This window comes from Paraburkholderia sp. CNPSo 3274, from assembly GCF_024206475.1.
Lineage (GTDB): Bacteria > Pseudomonadota > Gammaproteobacteria > Burkholderiales > Burkholderiaceae > Paraburkholderia.
The window spans coordinates 1-16,394 of sequence record NZ_JAMBPR010000117.1 but is presented as its reverse complement, the minus strand read 5'-3'; the positions used below and the strand labels follow the sequence as shown (position 1 = coordinate 16,394).

The 16,394-nt window shown below is 58.0% G+C and carries 14 protein-coding genes and 3 pseudogenes; 13 read left to right on the top strand and 4 right to left on the bottom strand.

The window, feature by feature from the left end; genetic code table 11:
- The 5 genes and pseudogenes from M3I54_RS40770 to M3I54_RS40750 form a co-directional block, all read left to right on the top strand.
- A pseudogene (locus tag M3I54_RS40770) lies at window positions 1-208 on the top strand (IS3 family transposase); the annotation flags it as partial.
- 129 nt (window positions 209-337) lie between these two features.
- Window positions 338-1,186, top strand: a complete 849-nt coding sequence (locus tag M3I54_RS40765; RefSeq protein ID WP_254345765.1) for a hypothetical protein — start codon at window positions 338-340, stop codon at window positions 1,184-1,186.
- Window positions 1,179-3,305 carry a hypothetical protein gene (locus M3I54_RS40760; protein ID WP_254345763.1) on the top strand — a complete coding sequence of 709 codons (2,127 nt, stop codon included), beginning with the start codon at window positions 1,179-1,181 and terminating at the stop codon, window positions 3,303-3,305. The genes M3I54_RS40765 and M3I54_RS40760 overlap by 8 nt, the downstream gene beginning before the upstream one ends.
- Window positions 3,302-3,880 carry a hypothetical protein gene (locus tag M3I54_RS40755; RefSeq protein ID WP_254345761.1) on the top strand — a complete coding sequence of 193 codons (579 nt, stop codon included), beginning with the start codon at window positions 3,302-3,304 and terminating at the stop codon, window positions 3,878-3,880. The genes M3I54_RS40760 and M3I54_RS40755 overlap by 4 nt, the downstream gene beginning before the upstream one ends.
- Window positions 3,856-5,331: a site-specific integrase gene (locus M3I54_RS40750; RefSeq protein WP_254345759.1), complete on the top strand. Its 1,476-nt coding sequence runs from the start codon at window positions 3,856-3,858 to the stop codon at window positions 5,329-5,331. The genes M3I54_RS40755 and M3I54_RS40750 overlap by 25 nt, the downstream gene beginning before the upstream one ends.
- 267 nt (window positions 5,332-5,598) lie before the next feature.
- On the opposite strand, the pseudogene M3I54_RS40745 reads toward M3I54_RS40750, so the two are convergent.
- Window positions 5,599-6,543, bottom strand: a pseudogene (locus M3I54_RS40745) (ATP-binding protein); the annotation flags it as partial.
- 43 nt (window positions 6,544-6,586) lie between these two features.
- On the opposite strand from M3I54_RS40745, the gene M3I54_RS40740 reads away from it, so the two are divergent.
- From M3I54_RS40740 to repC, 8 genes and pseudogenes are all read left to right on the top strand, one after another.
- The gene (locus M3I54_RS40740) at window positions 6,587-8,320 is read left to right on the top strand and encodes a recombinase family protein (RefSeq protein WP_254345757.1); all 1,734 of its coding nucleotides are present in this window, start codon (window positions 6,587-6,589) and stop codon (window positions 8,318-8,320) included.
- A 565-nt stretch (window positions 8,321-8,885) separates the two neighbouring features.
- Window positions 8,886-9,356, top strand: a complete 471-nt coding sequence (locus tag M3I54_RS40735; protein WP_254345756.1) for a hypothetical protein — start codon at window positions 8,886-8,888, stop codon at window positions 9,354-9,356.
- Window positions 9,357-9,380: 24 nt separating this feature from the next.
- The gene (gene mobC / locus M3I54_RS40730) at window positions 9,381-9,722 is read left to right on the top strand and encodes a plasmid mobilization relaxosome protein MobC (protein ID WP_254345755.1); all 342 of its coding nucleotides are present in this window, start codon (window positions 9,381-9,383) and stop codon (window positions 9,720-9,722) included.
- 5 nt (window positions 9,723-9,727) lie between these two features.
- A pseudogene (locus M3I54_RS45565) lies at window positions 9,728-10,153 on the top strand (relaxase/mobilization nuclease domain-containing protein); the annotation flags it as partial.
- Window positions 10,154-10,499: 346 nt separating this feature from the next.
- On the top strand, window positions 10,500-10,940 hold the full coding sequence (locus tag M3I54_RS40725; RefSeq protein WP_254345754.1) for a hypothetical protein: 441 nt from the start codon (window positions 10,500-10,502) through the stop codon (window positions 10,938-10,940).
- An 80-nt stretch (window positions 10,941-11,020) separates the two neighbouring features.
- Entirely contained in the window at window positions 11,021-11,995 is a 975-nt protein-coding gene (locus M3I54_RS40720; protein ID WP_254345753.1) for a DNA-primase RepB domain-containing protein, read from the top strand.
- A gap of 141 nt (window positions 11,996-12,136) precedes the next feature.
- Window positions 12,137-12,988: a helicase RepA family protein gene (locus tag M3I54_RS40715; protein ID WP_254345752.1), complete on the top strand. Its 852-nt coding sequence runs from the start codon at window positions 12,137-12,139 to the stop codon at window positions 12,986-12,988.
- Window positions 12,985-13,941: a replication protein C, IncQ-type gene (repC, locus tag M3I54_RS40710; protein WP_254345751.1), complete on the top strand. Its 957-nt coding sequence runs from the start codon at window positions 12,985-12,987 to the stop codon at window positions 13,939-13,941. Before M3I54_RS40715 ends, repC begins: the two co-directional genes overlap by 4 nt.
- Before the next feature lie 328 nt (window positions 13,942-14,269).
- Here the strand turns inward: repC and M3I54_RS40705 are convergent, their stop codons facing one another.
- The 3 genes from M3I54_RS40705 to M3I54_RS40695 all read right to left on the bottom strand — a co-directional run.
- Entirely contained in the window at window positions 14,270-15,241 is a 972-nt protein-coding gene (locus tag M3I54_RS40705; RefSeq protein WP_254345750.1) for a hypothetical protein, read from the bottom strand.
- Window positions 15,234-15,821, bottom strand: a complete 588-nt coding sequence (locus M3I54_RS40700; protein ID WP_254345748.1) for a DUF6932 family protein — start codon at window positions 15,819-15,821, stop codon at window positions 15,234-15,236. Before M3I54_RS40700 ends, M3I54_RS40705 begins: the two co-directional genes overlap by 8 nt.
- 324 nt (window positions 15,822-16,145) lie before the next feature.
- A partial coding sequence (locus tag M3I54_RS40695) for a hypothetical protein (protein WP_254345746.1) occupies window positions 16,146-16,394 on the bottom strand: 249 nt, incomplete at its 5' end.

The following is a 16,394-nucleotide window of genomic DNA, read 5'->3' as shown; positions in this document are numbered from 1 at the left end:
GGCTGAAACGATCAACGGCTTGTACAAGGCAGAGGTGATCCATCGCCTCGGACCGTGGCGCAATCCGCAGGCCGTTGAAATGGCGACGCTCGAATGGGTTGACTGGTTCAACAATCGTCGACTATTCGGCCCCATCGGCAACATTCCACCTGCCGAGGCAGAAGCCGCTTATTATTCAAAACTCGCTGGGTCCGCCATCGCGGCGTGACTCAAGCAAAACAGCCTCCGGGAAACCCGGGGCGGTTCAGACCGACTTTCTGGCGTCGGCCAGACAGACGTCGGTTGGATTGTCGACGGATATAAATTCAGACGCGGACCAGAAGAGGCCGAACAGCAGGTGCACCTGTCGGAACGAGATGCCGAAATCGTTGCGCAAGTAATCGAACTCACACGCCCGCTGAGGGAATACCTTAGGAGACGAAACGACCCCTCTTGGAAGTTTCTTTTTCTCCAGTGCGGCAAGGGATTTTCCTATCCTCGCCGCGTAAGAGTCGTAGAAGAAACGTCCACCGCGTTAAGTAGCATTCGCATTCGCAACAGCTTCCTTGCAACCGGCACCGTAGCATTCGAAGATGCCGACCGTCTAGCGAAGCGCTTTTCTCTGACATCTTTGCGTGCGAGTGTCGCAGTATGCCACTATTTGAAAGATCCTAACGTCCAGAAGCTGGCAAAGCTGTTAGGGCATAAGAAGCTTGACATGGCCATGCTTCAGCGATATTTGCCTGCGCCCTTGCTTTCTTTCTTTCAGGAGCGGTGGATTCGCTTATTCCAATGTGGATTGCTGGTTGAGGCGCTGAAGGACAGTCCTCAGCTTTTGCCGGCCACTGGCTTTGCTTCACTCGACGAAGTCACCGAATTTCTCAGCAATCACGCGTTGAAGTGGAAGCCTAGGGGGGGAAATGGCGTGGATGTACCCTCACTAAAAAGCAGCCACTTTACGGACAAAGTCATTTTCTCGATAAACGTTGAGAATCTAACTCTTCTTGAGAGTCTGCGAGTTGCGGTGGAGTCGATGTCGATCGAACGCATCTCGCGGCTCGCACAACTTTGGCATGACTATGCGGTCCGCTTGTTCGCGTTTATTGAGAATAGTCATCCGCCGCGCGATGACTTTAAAGAAATGCTGAATTTGGCGCGGGGGCTGGCTTCACAAGACTTGTTGAATCGGGAGGAGCTATATGCTTAAGGGAATGCCGATTGAGTTTTTCGACCGTTTAGAGCGTGCTGCAAGCCCAGATGTCGAATCATTCAAGCATGCGTCCTTTCTGACAACCGGATACAGCGAACAGATATGGAAAATGCGGTTCGGCAGCGTCGAGCGGGAGGTGAACTGGCGCGTTCGATTCGGCTCAGGCTTTCTGACAGATGCCAATCATACGTCTACTAGGAATATCTTCCAGTCGTGGGTGATCGCGCAGACTCATCCATCGGTGACAAATGGGCGCCTGCTAGACGATATAGCAGCGAAACGGGTGACGGCCATCGCGTGCAGATTAGTAGACTACTTCTTGTTGCACCAGGACGAACTTAAGCTGGCGAAGCATGGGATGCGAGTCTTGACCGAGAATGATTTCGCGTCGCTGTTATATCGATTTGAGACTTGCCTGGGCGACCACGAAGCCATCTATGATTGGACTCGCAGATTAGGCGAGTGGCTCGACGAACGCGTGCGCCAGTCGTTGGACGCTGTGACGGCGTTAGTGGAAAGGCATGCTTTCTTGAGTGAGTTTCCTACACCAAGGGAGGAGTGGACGCTTGCAGTTGAGCCGGAGCGATTGGCAGAGTGGCGCGCAGTGCTATTGCGAGAGGGATTCTATAACGTCGCGAAGGAAAGGGTCGACTATCGCTTTAGCCCCGCGACTACGAGGCTCGCCGCATCTATCTATGTGGACACCATCGCAGGGCACGGTGTTAAGCCAGTGTTTGAAGAACTTTGCCTCGTTCCTGTCGACAAGTACGCTCGCGAATACTGTGGCGTAGACGTTCGCACGGGGGAGGGCGAAGCCCCGTCCAATGATTATGTGAGCATTCGCAGACGCGTTCTTCTGAGTCTTTCAACACTCTCCAGAGTTGGATTTGATGTGCCAGTCGAAGCTCTTGAGGCGGTTCGACAATCTGGGCTGGTAAACCCCGCCAGTATTGCCAAGCCAGGGCGATACCGGAACCCGCCAATCTGGCAGGTCATCGATGGAATTAAAAACGGTACGGAGTTCACGCTCACCTTTGGTCTCGATCTTTTCGACAGCTATGTGAATATCCTAAAAGCAGCAAGAGACGAGCACGTCACGCCTCACGAATTGACACTAAGGCACGACATACGTCAATTCTTGACCAAAGGTGCCATTGACATGGGTATCACGAAATGGTGTCTAAGAACGCACGCGGACTCCCGGCGCATCGAACCAATGTGCAAAAAAAGGGGCGTGACGAGCGTTCGATGGGAAAGGCAAGACTTCTTTCCGGAGTTTAGGCGTAGGCGTGGTTTGTTGCAAAACATCCAAGTGTTTTACGGCGGTTGCCAACATGTAATCGGTCCTGTTACCGCACGACGGCGGGCGGAACTTCTACGGTTACCAGTTTTGGGGTGCCTGGATGCGAGTCGCGAATACATCGTGTTCAAGAACGGGAAATCAGGCGCCGCCGGAGTGCGCCAAGAAGAAGTGCGTCCTATACCGCCAATCATTGCAACGCAGATTTCTTTGGTGGAGCACCTGCACACACGGTTGGTCGATGTCGGCGTCCTCAAAGTACCCGGCTTACTGTTTTCGACGCCCGGCTTCAGGGGAATCGTCCAGCCGACGGAAACCCGCTTCAACGCCGCGCTCGATGTCTTTTGTGACTTCTTTGAGACGCCCCTTAATCGCGACGGGCAGCGCTACTATCTGAGGGAACATCAATTCCGGCGATTCTTGATAATTGCGTTCTTCTTTGGAGCGCGTCAAAGCAACCTAGAAACACTTCGATGGTTCATAGGTCACACCGATGCGGCGCACCTGTGGCATTACCTTACAAATACCGTTTCGGGTGATATGCATCGCGAAGCTGCTGCATATTTTTTGACTGACGAACTCCAACTTCCAGAGGAGGAGCGCGTTGTTGAAATACACGAGCACGTACGTGAAGAACTCGCGACTCTTGTAGAGGCTAGATTTCAAACGCGGGAGTATGCTCTCATCGACGCTGAAACGCTTGAAGATTATCTGAAAATATTGTTGGAAAAAAATATAACAGTGGAGCCAGTGTTCTTCCCTGCTGCATCGAAGGAGAAATATAAGATTATTGTTAGTCTGAAGGAGCGGAAATGAATCTAAAGAGAGAACCTAAGACAAAAAACGAGAAGAGTATCGTGGCTTTGGAGAGGTTCCTTGCCGGAGTAGCGAGTAAGCCGGAAGAGTTCACTGCCGATGAAGAGTTACTGTCTGCTCTAAAGAGGCAAAGTCGTCTTGCGAAGTTCTCAAAGCCGGAATCCGAGGTGATAGCGACCTCCCGATGTACGATTGAACGGGTGGCAGAACGTCTTTTCTACGGCGGCTTTCGATATCTAGACACCTTAAGGCTGACCGCGCTCGCTTCGCTGCAGACCGCTACTGCGGAAGCAGGTCGGGGCAAGCGCCGGACGAAGCAACGGCTAGCTGACGATCTCGTGGCAGCAAATGTCAGTCGTGTGCAAGCATTAGTGGATTGCTGGCAAATCACTAATGCTTTCCACCGTGCTTTAAAGGAGGGGCGGCAGCTAGCAAATCTGTCTCGCGACCCGGCGCTTGTAGCACGTTGGGACAAAACAGAGGCAACGCTGCTTGCCATGTTCGACCTGGCGGACAGACCGATCGTGAAAACAAATAGCGAGGCTGAAAAGTGGCTGATGCAGCTTCGGTCGTAGACCTCCCGACACGGCGAAAGCGAAAGAACTTCGTTAACGCTCCCAAAGGCACTCGTCTATTTCGCGCGCACAACGGCGAGAGGACACTCACCCGTGACGTTTCCGGCATTCCGCTGCCACTCTGGCCGGACGGATGCTGGTGTGTAGAGCTCGCGGGTTATATGCATGTGTTATCGGAACGTTACCTGTCGTTGGCGGACAGAGGTGGGACGCCCGGCACGTATGCCTCTGAATTGAGCCATCTGGTTCGATATTGCTACGCCGAGAAGGTTGATTTTCATCGGATGAGCAACGAACAGTTCGAGGAGTTCATCGATATGTTGTGCAAGGGGAAACGACCAAACGGCGAACCAGTTCGTAATAGTCGCACGGTCGTTGGTATCGGACGAAGGAGCCTGGAATTTCTTGATTACGTAGGGAAGCGGCGCGGCATACCTGACTTCGTCGCGCCCGACGGGCCTCATATTATTGCCAACCGAAAAATGTTAGTACGAAGGGGGGCGGAACGGGGGGCCTCGGTGGTACGGTACTACTGGCACCATAGCTGTTTTCCACAATTGAGTGCAGTAACGAGGCGATACCCAGTCCCGGAAGACTATATAAACCGTCTGCGCAAAGCTGCCCATTGCGTTAAATCGAGCAGCTTCCTGAAAAGAAGAAGGCTCACGCTTCTCAGAGTGCTGGAGGCAACCGGCGCCAGGCGTATCGAGGTGGCGAATCTGACAGTTGCAAGTGTTCGCGCAGCAAAATCAATGATTATTCCCTATCTCGAATTACCAACCTTCAAGCGCTCGGGTGGACCGGAAAAAAGACTGGTTCCGATACACCATTCGGAATTGGATTTTATTATTGAATACATTGACTTCTACCGCGCATCGTTGGTTGAAAGAGAATTTGGCGAAAATGATCATGGCCTAGTTTTCGTAAGCGAGAAAAGCGGCGCACCGATCACACCGAACACCATTACCCTAGAGCTTCATATTCTTCGGAAAGCTGCAGGAATCGAGGGGCGAGCTCATCCTCATCTTTTCCGTCATCGCTATATAACAATGGCGCTCCTGCGTCTGATTCGTGCCTATGAGATCAAAGATAAGGAGCATTTCGGCGAGCTGCTTTTAAAGGTAAGCCAGTTTGCCCAAGAAGTTATGGAGAGGACAGGGCACACAACTTTGGCGTCGTTGTCCAGGTACGTAGATTGGGCCTTTGCGCTGTCTTTGGGTTTTGACGAAAATCGGGACGCAATTGATGTTGGCGAGGTCGCGCGAGCCGGACGGGCGATGATTGCAGAACTCGAGACGATGCGGGATACGGTGTCAGCGAAGGAATTTGCCGCGGAGATTATGCATAGCCTCAAAGGATTTGTTGAAGATTTGTCGCGGGTGGAAGGGAAAAGGAAGGGGGCGGGCGTGGGCTATTCGATGTTGGCCAAAGCAGTCAAGCAGAAAGAGTAACCGTGCGAGTTACGCCGCCGATTTTTCCCGTGTGGTTCTGTGATCCACGAGCAAGTGGCTGACGGGGGCAGCGTCGATCTAGGCGATTGCCGTCGCATCGACGGCCAATTGCTATTGGTAACGGTTGTTGGCCCCAATTAGCGCCTTTCTGCCACAGCCGGTGCAATTTGTCGTTGCTCACTCGGTATTGCTCAAGATGGCGGGCAAGTTATTGAATGGTAATGGAAAAAATTTTGAGCAACTGCCGATCTAAAGCGAAACTCCCGGCTCATCCAGAAATAGCACCCCTAAATGCGCAAGCGTAATCTCGCCCGGCTGCGGCGGATTGCGCCCGCCGATCAGCGCGGCTGCACTCGACGAATGATGCGGCGCGCGAAACGGCCGTTTGCGCCACTGCTGCGGCGTGAAGCCGGCCGCGCTCGCGGAGAGCAGGGCGGCGGAGGCTAGCGCCTCGTCGTCCGTCATGACGGGCAGGAGCCCGGGCAGGCGCGCGGCGAGCATCGACTTGCCAGCGCCTGGAGGCCCCACCATCAACAAATGGTGCCCGCCGGCCGCTGCGACTTCGAGCGCCCGGCGCGCGCCGCGCTGGCCGACCACGTCGGCCATGTCGGGGGGCGTAGCGGCCGGTGCGGCGTCGAGGGCGCCCGCGCGCACGGGTGCGAGGCGCGCCTCGGGATCGACGCCCGCAAGGTGGGCGCAAAGGGAGCGCAGGTCTACCGCGCCGTACACCGCGACATCTGGCACGAGCGCCGCTTCGGCGGCGTTTTGCGCAGGCAGATACAGCTCGGGCACGCCGGAGCGCGTTGCTTCGCCGGTCTCGGCATCAGGAATCCGAAGGATGTTGCTCTCGGCCATGGCCTCGCGGCTAAACGCTGCCGCTTCGTCAACACGCGCTGCGCGATCCCTGTGCGCGCGTGCCGTGCCGCATGCCATGGCGAACGCGCCGCGCATCGGCCGCACGGCGCCGGTGAGCGAAAGCTCGCCAGCGAACTCCCGGTGCGCGAGCGCCGCAACCGGAAGCTGCCCGCTCGCCGCGAGAATGCCGAGCGCGATCGGCAGATCGAAGCGACCTGATTCCTTGGGCAAATCTGCGGGCGCGAGGTTGACGGTAATGCGCCTCACCGGGAAATCGAAGCCGCAGTTCGAGAGCGCGGCGCGCACGCGCTCGCGGCTTTCGCGCACTTCGAGATCGGGCAGCCCAACGATGGACATCGTGAGGCTATAATTGCACCGCCCGAAACAACAAGCACGAAAGATGGAACAAGTCTCGAAAGCAGCCCACATGAACAGTGGCCCCCGGCCGCTTGCATACAGTTACGTGCGTTTCAGTTCCGTGAAACAGGAGCTCGGAGACAGCCTGAACCGACAGGTCGAGGCAGCGGAAGAGTATTGTCGGGAGCACAATCTGCGGCTAGACACGAAGAGCTATCGGGATTTGGGCGTATCGGCGTTTAAGCGCCACAACATAGAGAAGGGGGCACTTTCTCGCTTCATTGAGGCCGTTAACACCGGAAAGATTGCCACCGGGAGTTATTTAATAATCGAGCAATTCGATCGTCTAAGTCGCGCGGACGCTCATGTTGCACTGCGTTTATTGATGGGCCTTGTAGATTCCGGCATCAAAGTGGTTACCCTTTTCGACCGTAAGGTTTGGGACACCGAAGCCATTAAGGATGCAACGAACCTGATGCTTGCGGTGGTCTACATGTCGCGCGCTAACAACGAAAGCGCGGCAAAGGCCGACCGGCTGGCCAAGGTTTGGAAGCGGAAAAAAGATCGAGCAGCAGATGGCACCGCAGCTCGCATTGTGACTAGCGAGTGTCCGCGCTGGCTTCGCGCAAATGAGAGTAAAACAGGTTTTGACGTTGTCGACGAAATAGCGGCCAGCATTAAGCGCGTCTTTGACTTGCGGATTAACGGATTCGGCATTGTCGCCATTGTGAGTCGCGCCAACTCAGAACGATGGCCGGCCCCCGGCAAACCGTCTGTGCGCAAAGCGGGCGAGTCCCCAGAGGACTTTGCGCGACGCAAAACTGAAAGCTCAACGTGGCACACATCCTTGGTCGGCAGACTCTTGAAAAACCGCGCACTAATCGGTGAGTATCAACCGCGCTGCATTGACCCGAATGACGATACCAAGCGTGTGCCCTATGGGGAGCCGATCAAGCACTATTATCCGAGCGTACTGGACGAACCCACGTTCTTGCGCGCTCAGGCGACGGCCGACAGACGAGGACGATTCCCCGGTCGGCGCGACGCCACCGGGCGCAACTGGCTCTACGGCCTCGCACAGTGCTCGTGCGGACATTCGCTTGTCCGTAAGAACAAAAATTCGCAGAAGCAGCCCGGCTATGCGCGCTATTACTGTACCGCTCGCGTACGGGGCGCATCGGAATGCCCGGGCGTGAACTCCCAAGAACTGGAGCATGCTGTTCTCTACGTGTGCAGCCACTATCTGCCGCAGTTCATCGGCGCTGCTCCCGTCGATGAACTGAGAGCGCAAGCGGACATTCTGGAGGGGCAGGTATTGGCCACAAAGAAAGTGATGGGAAATTACGTAGATGCCATCGGCAAAGCGACCACCCCAATCACAACATCCACGCTGGTGCGCCAGCTTGAGGCGGAGGAAGCAAAACTGGGCAAGCATGAAGCCGCCCTCGCCGGAGTCCGCGCACGCCTCGCGGACCGTGCCGGGATCGATCACGAAGCCGTTCTTGCAAATATCGCGAGAATGGCATTGGCACCCGACAACCCGGATCAAACTGTACTTCTCCGCGAAGAACTTGCCAGAACGCTCGAAAAAATCGAAGTAGATGAACGAAGGGGCTACATTCGAGTATACGTAAAGGGTTGGGACGTACCGACGATTCACCCGCTTCGTCAAGATTTGTCAGGGTTTGGATGGGAGCAGCCAAGCATGGAACTGCAGCGAGAAATCGAACGTGAGCGTATCGCGGCGGTTGCGGATGACGCCAGTTCAAAACCGTAGTAGTGGTCAAGCGGGACAAGGACCTCGCCAAACGCTGGAGTCCGACCTAGCATGCGAGACAATGGGCGACGACGCAACCTAGGCCCGCCCAGCGCGGTCGCGGCCATAAGAAATACGGGGAGCCTTTCGGCCCCCCGGAGAAAGTACCCCCTTGCGGGGGCGTCTGAGCCCTGGGAACCCAAGACGCACAAGGCCCCGCAAGAAGACAACGAATAGCTGGCCTGAATCGCCGGGAACACTCCCGGCGTGCGCGCCCCATGTTTCCACGTACCGGTATAGCGCAGACCTAAGGGCATGCAGCCATTGAGCGTATGCGGATAGCCTCGCGGATGACTTTCGTATCCGCATAGTGCGACCCATGTATCCGCATACAGCTATCCTCATAGCAGTATATTAGGACTCCGAATGTTGGAAATAAACGTATCCGCATGCGCTCACGAGTACCAGTCCGCATGTGCGGATAATCGGCAGAGGAACCGGGTTTTATCCTGTTGTTTGCTCGATTGATGCGGCTACGGCGCGTCAATATTGTGCTGATCCGATTCCCATCAACACAGGAGATGAGATGCATTTTCGGGAACAAGGGAAGGTATTACAGCTGATCCGAACAATTTACGACCCAACTGTCGGCCGGGGAAGACAGTCGGTCGTAGCGAAGATCCCGAAGCACACTTACGAGCTCCCGGTCGACATCGAGGCTCTGCTGACGCCCGAAGAGCGCATACAGGCAACGGACTACTTGGTGACGCTGAAAGCCGGCCGCGAGAAGACCACCAACTCCAACACCGTCGACTACGGATATGTTCGGATTGAGCGGATTGTGACCGCGCTGCAGGCCGGCGCGAAGCCGAGCGAGCCCAATACGGAGAGGCTGTGGGCTGTTATCGGCCGTCTGCAGCGCGCGCTGACGAAGGCTGGATGCGCGCGTCCGAAAAAGGCCGCAAAGCCAGCTGCGGACGAAGCGCCCTATACAACAGGTCAGGAGCCAGGGCTAACCTCCCTACGGTCGGTTTCCCTGTCTCCTGCGGAGAGCTAACCCCAACCCCAGGAGCGAACCCCTATGCCACGCGGCCCCCGACCGTTTGCCGAGACTGGCCAGCCTTTGCGGGCGCATCGCGTGTCCGTCTATTGCACCGCCTATGAGCTGGCCACCCTGGCCGAGCGCGCCCAGGCGGTGCACCTGCGGACGCCGGCATACATTCGGGAACTGGCCCTGGACCGTGCCCCGGTCACGATCCCCGAAACTAATCGTGCCGCCGTCCTGGAGCTGGCCCGGGTCGGCAACAACCTCAATCAGGTCGCGAGGCATCTACACACCGATGGACTGGAGGGCATCGAGGTTGGCCAGATCCGCGCCGTACTGCTGGCCGTTCAGCTCGCTGTCATAGGACTGAAGCAGTGAAGGGCATGCAGGCCATTAAGCGCGGGCGCGGGTTCCGGGGATGTCTGGACTATTGCCTGTCGCGGGACGGCGAAGAGGAAGGCCGCATTGTTGGCGGCACTATGGCCGGTGCAGATGCAAGAGAGCTAGCCCATGAGTTCCAAATAGGCCACGTTTTGAGACCCGAAATAGAGAAAACGGTATGGCATAACTCGCTCCGGTTGCCGGAAAACGAGCGCATCACGGACGAGAAGTGGTCGCAAATTGCGAACGACTACATGCAGCGGATGGGCTACGACCCGGCTAAAACTCAGTTCGTCGCCATCCTCCATGACGACCAGGCAGGGCAGCATATCCACGTGGTGGCCTCCCGGGTCATGCTCGATGGCTCCTTGTACCTAGGCAAGAACGAAAACCTGGCCAGCACCCGGCACATTGCCGAACTCGAGAAGGTGCACGGACTGACAGTGACCAAAGGCCCCGATTACGACCAGGACGGAAAGATAGCGATGCCTAGTCAGAGCAAGCCCACGAAACGCGAGATTGACCAGGCCGTGCGGGCCGGCGAGCAGCCCCCGCGCCTGGTCCTCCAGCGACTCTTGACCGAGGTCCTGGCCGACCGTCCCAACGTGCCGGAATTCCTGGCACGCATGGAGGCCAGCCTGGTAACGGTCAAGGTCAACGCCGCGACCACCGGGAAGGTTAGCGGCATGTCATTTGAATACAACGGCATCCCATTCAAAGCCGGCGACCTCGGCGCGGATTTCAGATGGGCGGCCTTATCCAAGACTCTGCGATATGACCAAGATGACGACTTTGCGCACCTTGCCTCCCGCGCCTCCTCGCGTGCTGTCCGAGCAATGGCAGCAGACGCTGGACGAGCTGCAGAACCTACCTCGGGGCCTCCTGGAGCACAGCGAGAGCCTGGCCCTGGCCCTGGACTCGTTGAGCCAGCACGTAACCCGGAGTCTGACCGCGGCGACTCTGGAGCAGCAGCGACAGACCGCCGAGCTGCGGCAGCTGCAAGCCGCCGTGAAGGTCCAGGCGCAGGAGACCATCCAGGCCGCGCAGACGGCAGCGGAACGAGCCGAAGAGTCCGCCCAGGCCTTAGCGGACCAGGCAGCGCAGACGCTGGCCGAGCTGGAGAAGGCGCAGGGCATGAGCTGGATAAAGATAACGGCGGTCGCCGGTCTGATGGCCGGCATAGTGGCCGCAGCCCTGACCCGGTTTCTGTTCTGACCGGGCACCTGCTGGCCAAGTCGAAGGCCTGGCAGGCTCAGGCCGCCGCCCTCGATGCGGACGGCTACCGCATTACCCTAGTGCCCCGGCGCGAGGGCCTGACGGGCAAGAACTTCGCGCGGCATGTTGACCACCTGTATCACGAGGGTCAGCCGGAACGCTTCTACACCGCCGATGAGGTAGCGGCCCGCCTTTCCGCCTTGGCCCGCGAGAACATGCGCGGCTTTGACATTTATGTCACCCCGAAGAGCGCAACCCGGCATTACGTTCTGGTCGATGACATGTGCCATGATGGCCGGGAGCGCTTGCTGGACGCCGGGTATCAGCCGCGCCTGGTACAGCAATCCAGCGTCGACAATTACCAAGCAGTCCTTACAGTATCAAAGGCCAGAGGTGTCGACGACGAGCAGGACCGGGCCAGGGTCAGGGAGGCTGTCGGCAAGCCGATAAACAGTCAGGTCGGGGACCCGAAAATGAGCACCGGTGGCGTGGGGCAGGCCTTCAGAATGGCCGGCTTCTCGAACAAGAAGCCAGGCCGGGACAACAGCATTACCCGCGTACTCAGCACCGCCCGGGTTGACTGCGCCATGGCAACGGAGCGCGCCGATAAGGCCGCGCGGGTGGACCAGCAGGCTAGGGAGGCAGTGGCAGACCGCCAGGTAATGGCTCAGGTGGAGGTCGTGCTGGCCACCCCAGCCCCGACCATCGGCAGCCGTGCCGCCCAGGTTGCAACCCGCATTTATCGTCGCGTCCTGGAGCTGGCCAAGTCCCTAGTGGACGCCGGGACGTATGCGAAGCTCAGCTTAACCAAGGTCGATTATCAGGCCGCCAGGGGGATGCTTATTGCAGGCCTCACCGAGGTCGAGACCCGAGACGGGTTGAAGGCCAATTCCCTTGCCATCCAGTCCGGGAAGTACAAGGACCCCGAGCGTGAGCTAGGCCGCACGGTGCAGCACGCCCTGGAAGACTCCAAAGTACAGCGGGCAATCAAAGACAGGCAGACGACCCCGGCGACCAGGCCATCCAGAGCCGTTGACACAGGCCGGGAGCGATAACGAGGACGACGGCTTGGCTTTGTCGTTAAGGCGCGCCTCTGGCGGCAGCCAGGGAAGTCACGCCCAAATGAATTGGGCCAGCGTTGCAGCGCCTGCCCTGATATCAACAAACCTAACCCCGCGAAGAATTGGATGCCAGCAATGAACCTTATGGACTGTTTCGGGACCGTTCCCCCCGAACAGGACTTCATCATCCCCGGCTTTATGGCCGGTACCCCTGGTGGCCTGGTGGCGCCAGGCAGCACCGGCAAAAGCTTCTTTGCCTTGCAGGTAGCCGCCGCCGTCGCCTCTGATTGCCCCCAGGCAAATACCCTTGGTCTCCAGATTGTTAAGCATGGCAAGGTTATTTACCTGAACCTGGAGGACCCCCCGGCAGAAATTCATCGCCGCCTCTATGCCCTTGGCCAGCGCCTCGATCTGGTAGCCCGTCAGAGCATTGCCGACAACCTAACTCTATCCGCCCGGCAGGGCATCCATACGGACGTGCTGTCTACGGCTTTCCAGACCGCCCTGCGCAAAGCCGCTGGAGACCGTACCCGGCTCATCATCATCGACACCTTGAGCCGTTGTCATACCCGGGACGAGAACGATAACGGCCAAATGTCCGAGGTGGTGGCCGCATTAGAGTTGCTGTGCCGACAGACGGGCGCGGGCCTGATGTTCCTGCACCACACGAGTAAAGCTGCCGCCCTCGCCGGACAGGGCGGCATGGCCCAGGCCGCGCGGGGCGCATCGGCCCTCGTTGATAACGCCAGGTGGTGTGGGAACCTGTCCAAGATGAGCGAGGAGGAGGCCGACGGGTGGACAGGCATGGACGGCCAGCCAATCGGCGCGGACCGGCGCGGGTACTTTGTGAGGTACGCGTTGGGAAAGCAAAACTACGGCGAGCTGGAGTCCAGCCAGTGGTTCAATAGGACCGCCGGCGGCATCCTGGCCCCGGTGGAGCTGCGCAAGGTGAAGAAGGCCGGCAAGGGCAAGGGGGATTGGTTATGAGCCGCGCCAACCTGTCCAGATATGCCAAACTGGACCCTGCCCATGTCCTCGATGGCCTGTTTGTTCCGACCTCGAAGAAGGGCGAAGCCCTCTACGACGTTTGCGGCAAGGTCAACGGTGGGGAAATCTCGTTCAAGGGCGTTCAGCTTTCTTCCGCTCACCAATCCGTACTGCTGGCCATTGCGGCCCGTACGGGCCGCCAGGGGGCTAAGGCGAACGGCCTCATCGTGGCGGGTACAGAAAACGACCTCTTGGCGCAGCAGCTATTTCTCTTGGAACCGACCGGCAAGGCGAAGGAACAAGAGTTCTCTCAAGTAGAGTGCGCCGCTTATGCCTTGCTCCGGGATGCCGGCATGGATACCGGCAGTGCGGACTATCGGCGGTTGCGGGAACTGCTGCATGAGATGGCCACCGTAGTCATGTATCGAGGTGTCAAGGGCGCGGGCGGCACCTCGCGTCTGTTGAGCTACCAACACCACGTGGACCATTTCATCGTGTCATTAAATTGGCGGATGGCGGATGCGATTTTTGGCGGCCAAAACATCCAGGTATCTTTGCACGAGCGTCTGGCGCTGTCTGAGTCACCAGTGGCCAAAATCTTGCATACCTGGTTGTCCGCGTACATTCGGCCAGGTAGCCATCTGATGGCGGGCAGGGGTGCCGATATTGATTCGCTCGTCTCGCATGTGTGGGGTAAGCGGCCCTGTAGCGATGCCGTGAACCGGCAGCGGCGGGGGCGTATCCGTGACGCCCTGGACAGCGTTGGCAAACTGCGCGGCTGGGCTGTCCGACTTGATGGCCCCCGGGTGTATGTGTCTCGTCCCAGGCTGATGGAGAGGGCCAGCGACCCAACTCCCGGCGAACTGCTGGAGATGCGTGTGCAGGTCGAACAGCTGTGGGCTGCAGCGTGGGACTGTGAACCCGAGTGTGACGCTATGCCCGATAGTTTGTGACGCCTTACCCGATAGTTTGTGACGCTATACCCGACAGTTTGGGCTTTCTGTCCATGAAAAGTCATTGCTTTATCAATGACTTTTTTTCCGCCTGTCTAATAAGATTCTATAAAGAATCTACAGACCGCCCGCGACCACAGGGAGTCGGGGCGAGGCACCCGGGCGCGCGGCGCGCGGCGCGCGCCTTAACGGCAAAAAAGTACGAGGCGCCTCTTGCCGCGTCGGGCTCTTGTTTCCCGAACACTTGGCGGGCTCGGTGGGCGTGAGAACTCCCATACTCCAAGGGCTGCAGGAATGAAAAAGCCGCCTCGTGGGCGGCTTCGAGTCCTTAGTTGTCACCTGGCTCCGGTCGCACAAGCCGCTGCAGCATATGTACCTGCCTTGGCGCTCGGTTCCGCTCGCTCAGCTCACGGGTCTTAATTTCGACAACCCAGGGTGTCCGAGTGATGGCGCGCGGATCGACTGGCTGCTGCTCATCGTTGCCTTGGCCATGAATCTGACGGAACACGGATGCGCTGAGGGTTCCCTTGAGGATCACCTGCTGGCCTTCGACCATAGTGATGAGATCGAACCGTTTCGACTCGGGCAATACGAAGAGCGTGCCTATCATTTCGACGTCGCGTTCCACGATTTCCATGGCCTGAGTACGCTCACGTGCACGCGACACTGCATGGCGATCAAGCAGGAAATCCCGCGTGCCATCGACGACACGCATCGTCGCGCCGAAGTCGTCGAGGCGTTGGAAGAATTGCCTGAGCGTGACCAGAAGCCGCTCATCCAGTTCAGACGCCGCTTCCTCGAATACGGCCTCATCGTCGGCACCAACCCGCGAAAGAATGTCAGCCACTTCATCGACTGCTTCTTTCAGTGGCGTTTCCACTAGCTGCGCATTGTCGCCCGATTCCTCAAGCACAAATCCCACGGAGCCGCGCACGATGTTCGTTACGAGCAACTGCGACGTGTCGCCGCCGGGCACCGGTCCGCGTTGGGCCAGTCGGCCAAATTCACGACCGGAGTAACGCTTCGAAACGAGCGCCTGCAAATCCTCGAGCGCCTTGCCGGCGAAGTCAGCATTGATGCCGCGTGAGCCCTGGACGGGTCGGCCACCGAAGAACACGCCGAGTTCCGCGTGGGTGATCGGACGCGCGACGACCTGATCCAGTGCCTGCTCGATTTCTTCTTTGCGGGCGTTGAACTGATACCAGCCGATTGGATCGTCGTCCTCGGTAAAGGACGTAAGCATCGCCTCGATGGCAGAGAGATCGGCCTTCAGCGCGTCGACTTCAAGCTTCCTAAGCATCGTCGCCCCCTTGGTCATCAAACTGGAGGTTCTGCATCAGATCCCGGGCATCAACATCGTCGGAATCCAGCGGCACCTGCACCATTCCCTTCCATAGCGCCGTCTCACGTTGGTGGGAAAACAGCCCGAACCAATAGCGCGTTTTGTCGACGATGAGGTCGGGACGCACGTTCAGGTCGACAAAATACGCATCACAATTATGAAGGCGTTTCGTCTCGCGGGGATTAAATAACGCCTGATGCTGTGCAACCCACGCGCGATATGCAACCGGGTCAGGAAATCGGGGCGCGTAACCAAACGTGACGACGTCGATGTCGCCAGGTGGACGCCCTTTCGCCTGCTCAACGTCTTCCACAAAGCTGCCATCGAACCACTGAAACCCGGTAGTGATGCCAGCGTTGCGAAGGGCTTCTCGATATGCGAGCAGTCCGTTGAGAATGTCGGTGCGCGGGCGGGACGTTGCAAACTGCTGCGCGAACTCCAGAAACCCGGCTTTGTATGGCGACATGGTCGCCGCCTGCGTAGGGTCGTCGCCTGTATAAGGCGGCAGGACCATCGAGGCATTGAATCGTGGCAGCACGCGGCTCTCGTGGTTTTTTGGGGTTCGCAATTATCGCAAGAACAATAAGATGCGGCCACCATTACAGGGGTTACCCCTAGTCATTTATCGAGCGTCCGGCACACGGCGGACGCATTTCGACCCGTTTCTGCCGGTCGAGCCGTCACATTTCCAAGGGCAGGCATTTGAGTGGAACGGCCATTCCGCACTGTCATCTCAGCGGCACCCGAGCAGATCACGCATTTGACGGCTGCGGTTCACCTTGAAGTGTCCCGCCCTCAAGACTCATGATGCCGCCGTTGGGTCCGTCCGAGGCCCGGGCGTGACCGAAGGCGCATTCGCAGCCTAGTCTGCGTTTTGGTTTTCGCCGAAATTGTCGTCGTTTCCCTTGTTGCGTTCCTGCTCATCCCCGGAAACCAACTTGGAGTTCCCTTTATTGTCGACACAAATATTCTTTTCCGACTTCCTGATTTGGGCATGGTCTTTGCCCGTGACCTTCTTCTCTATATTGACCACAACACAGTTTGCGATGCCGGACCCTCCGGAACTCCCTGTGGCAGACCCTCCGGAAGTCCCTGTGCCGGATCCCCCGGA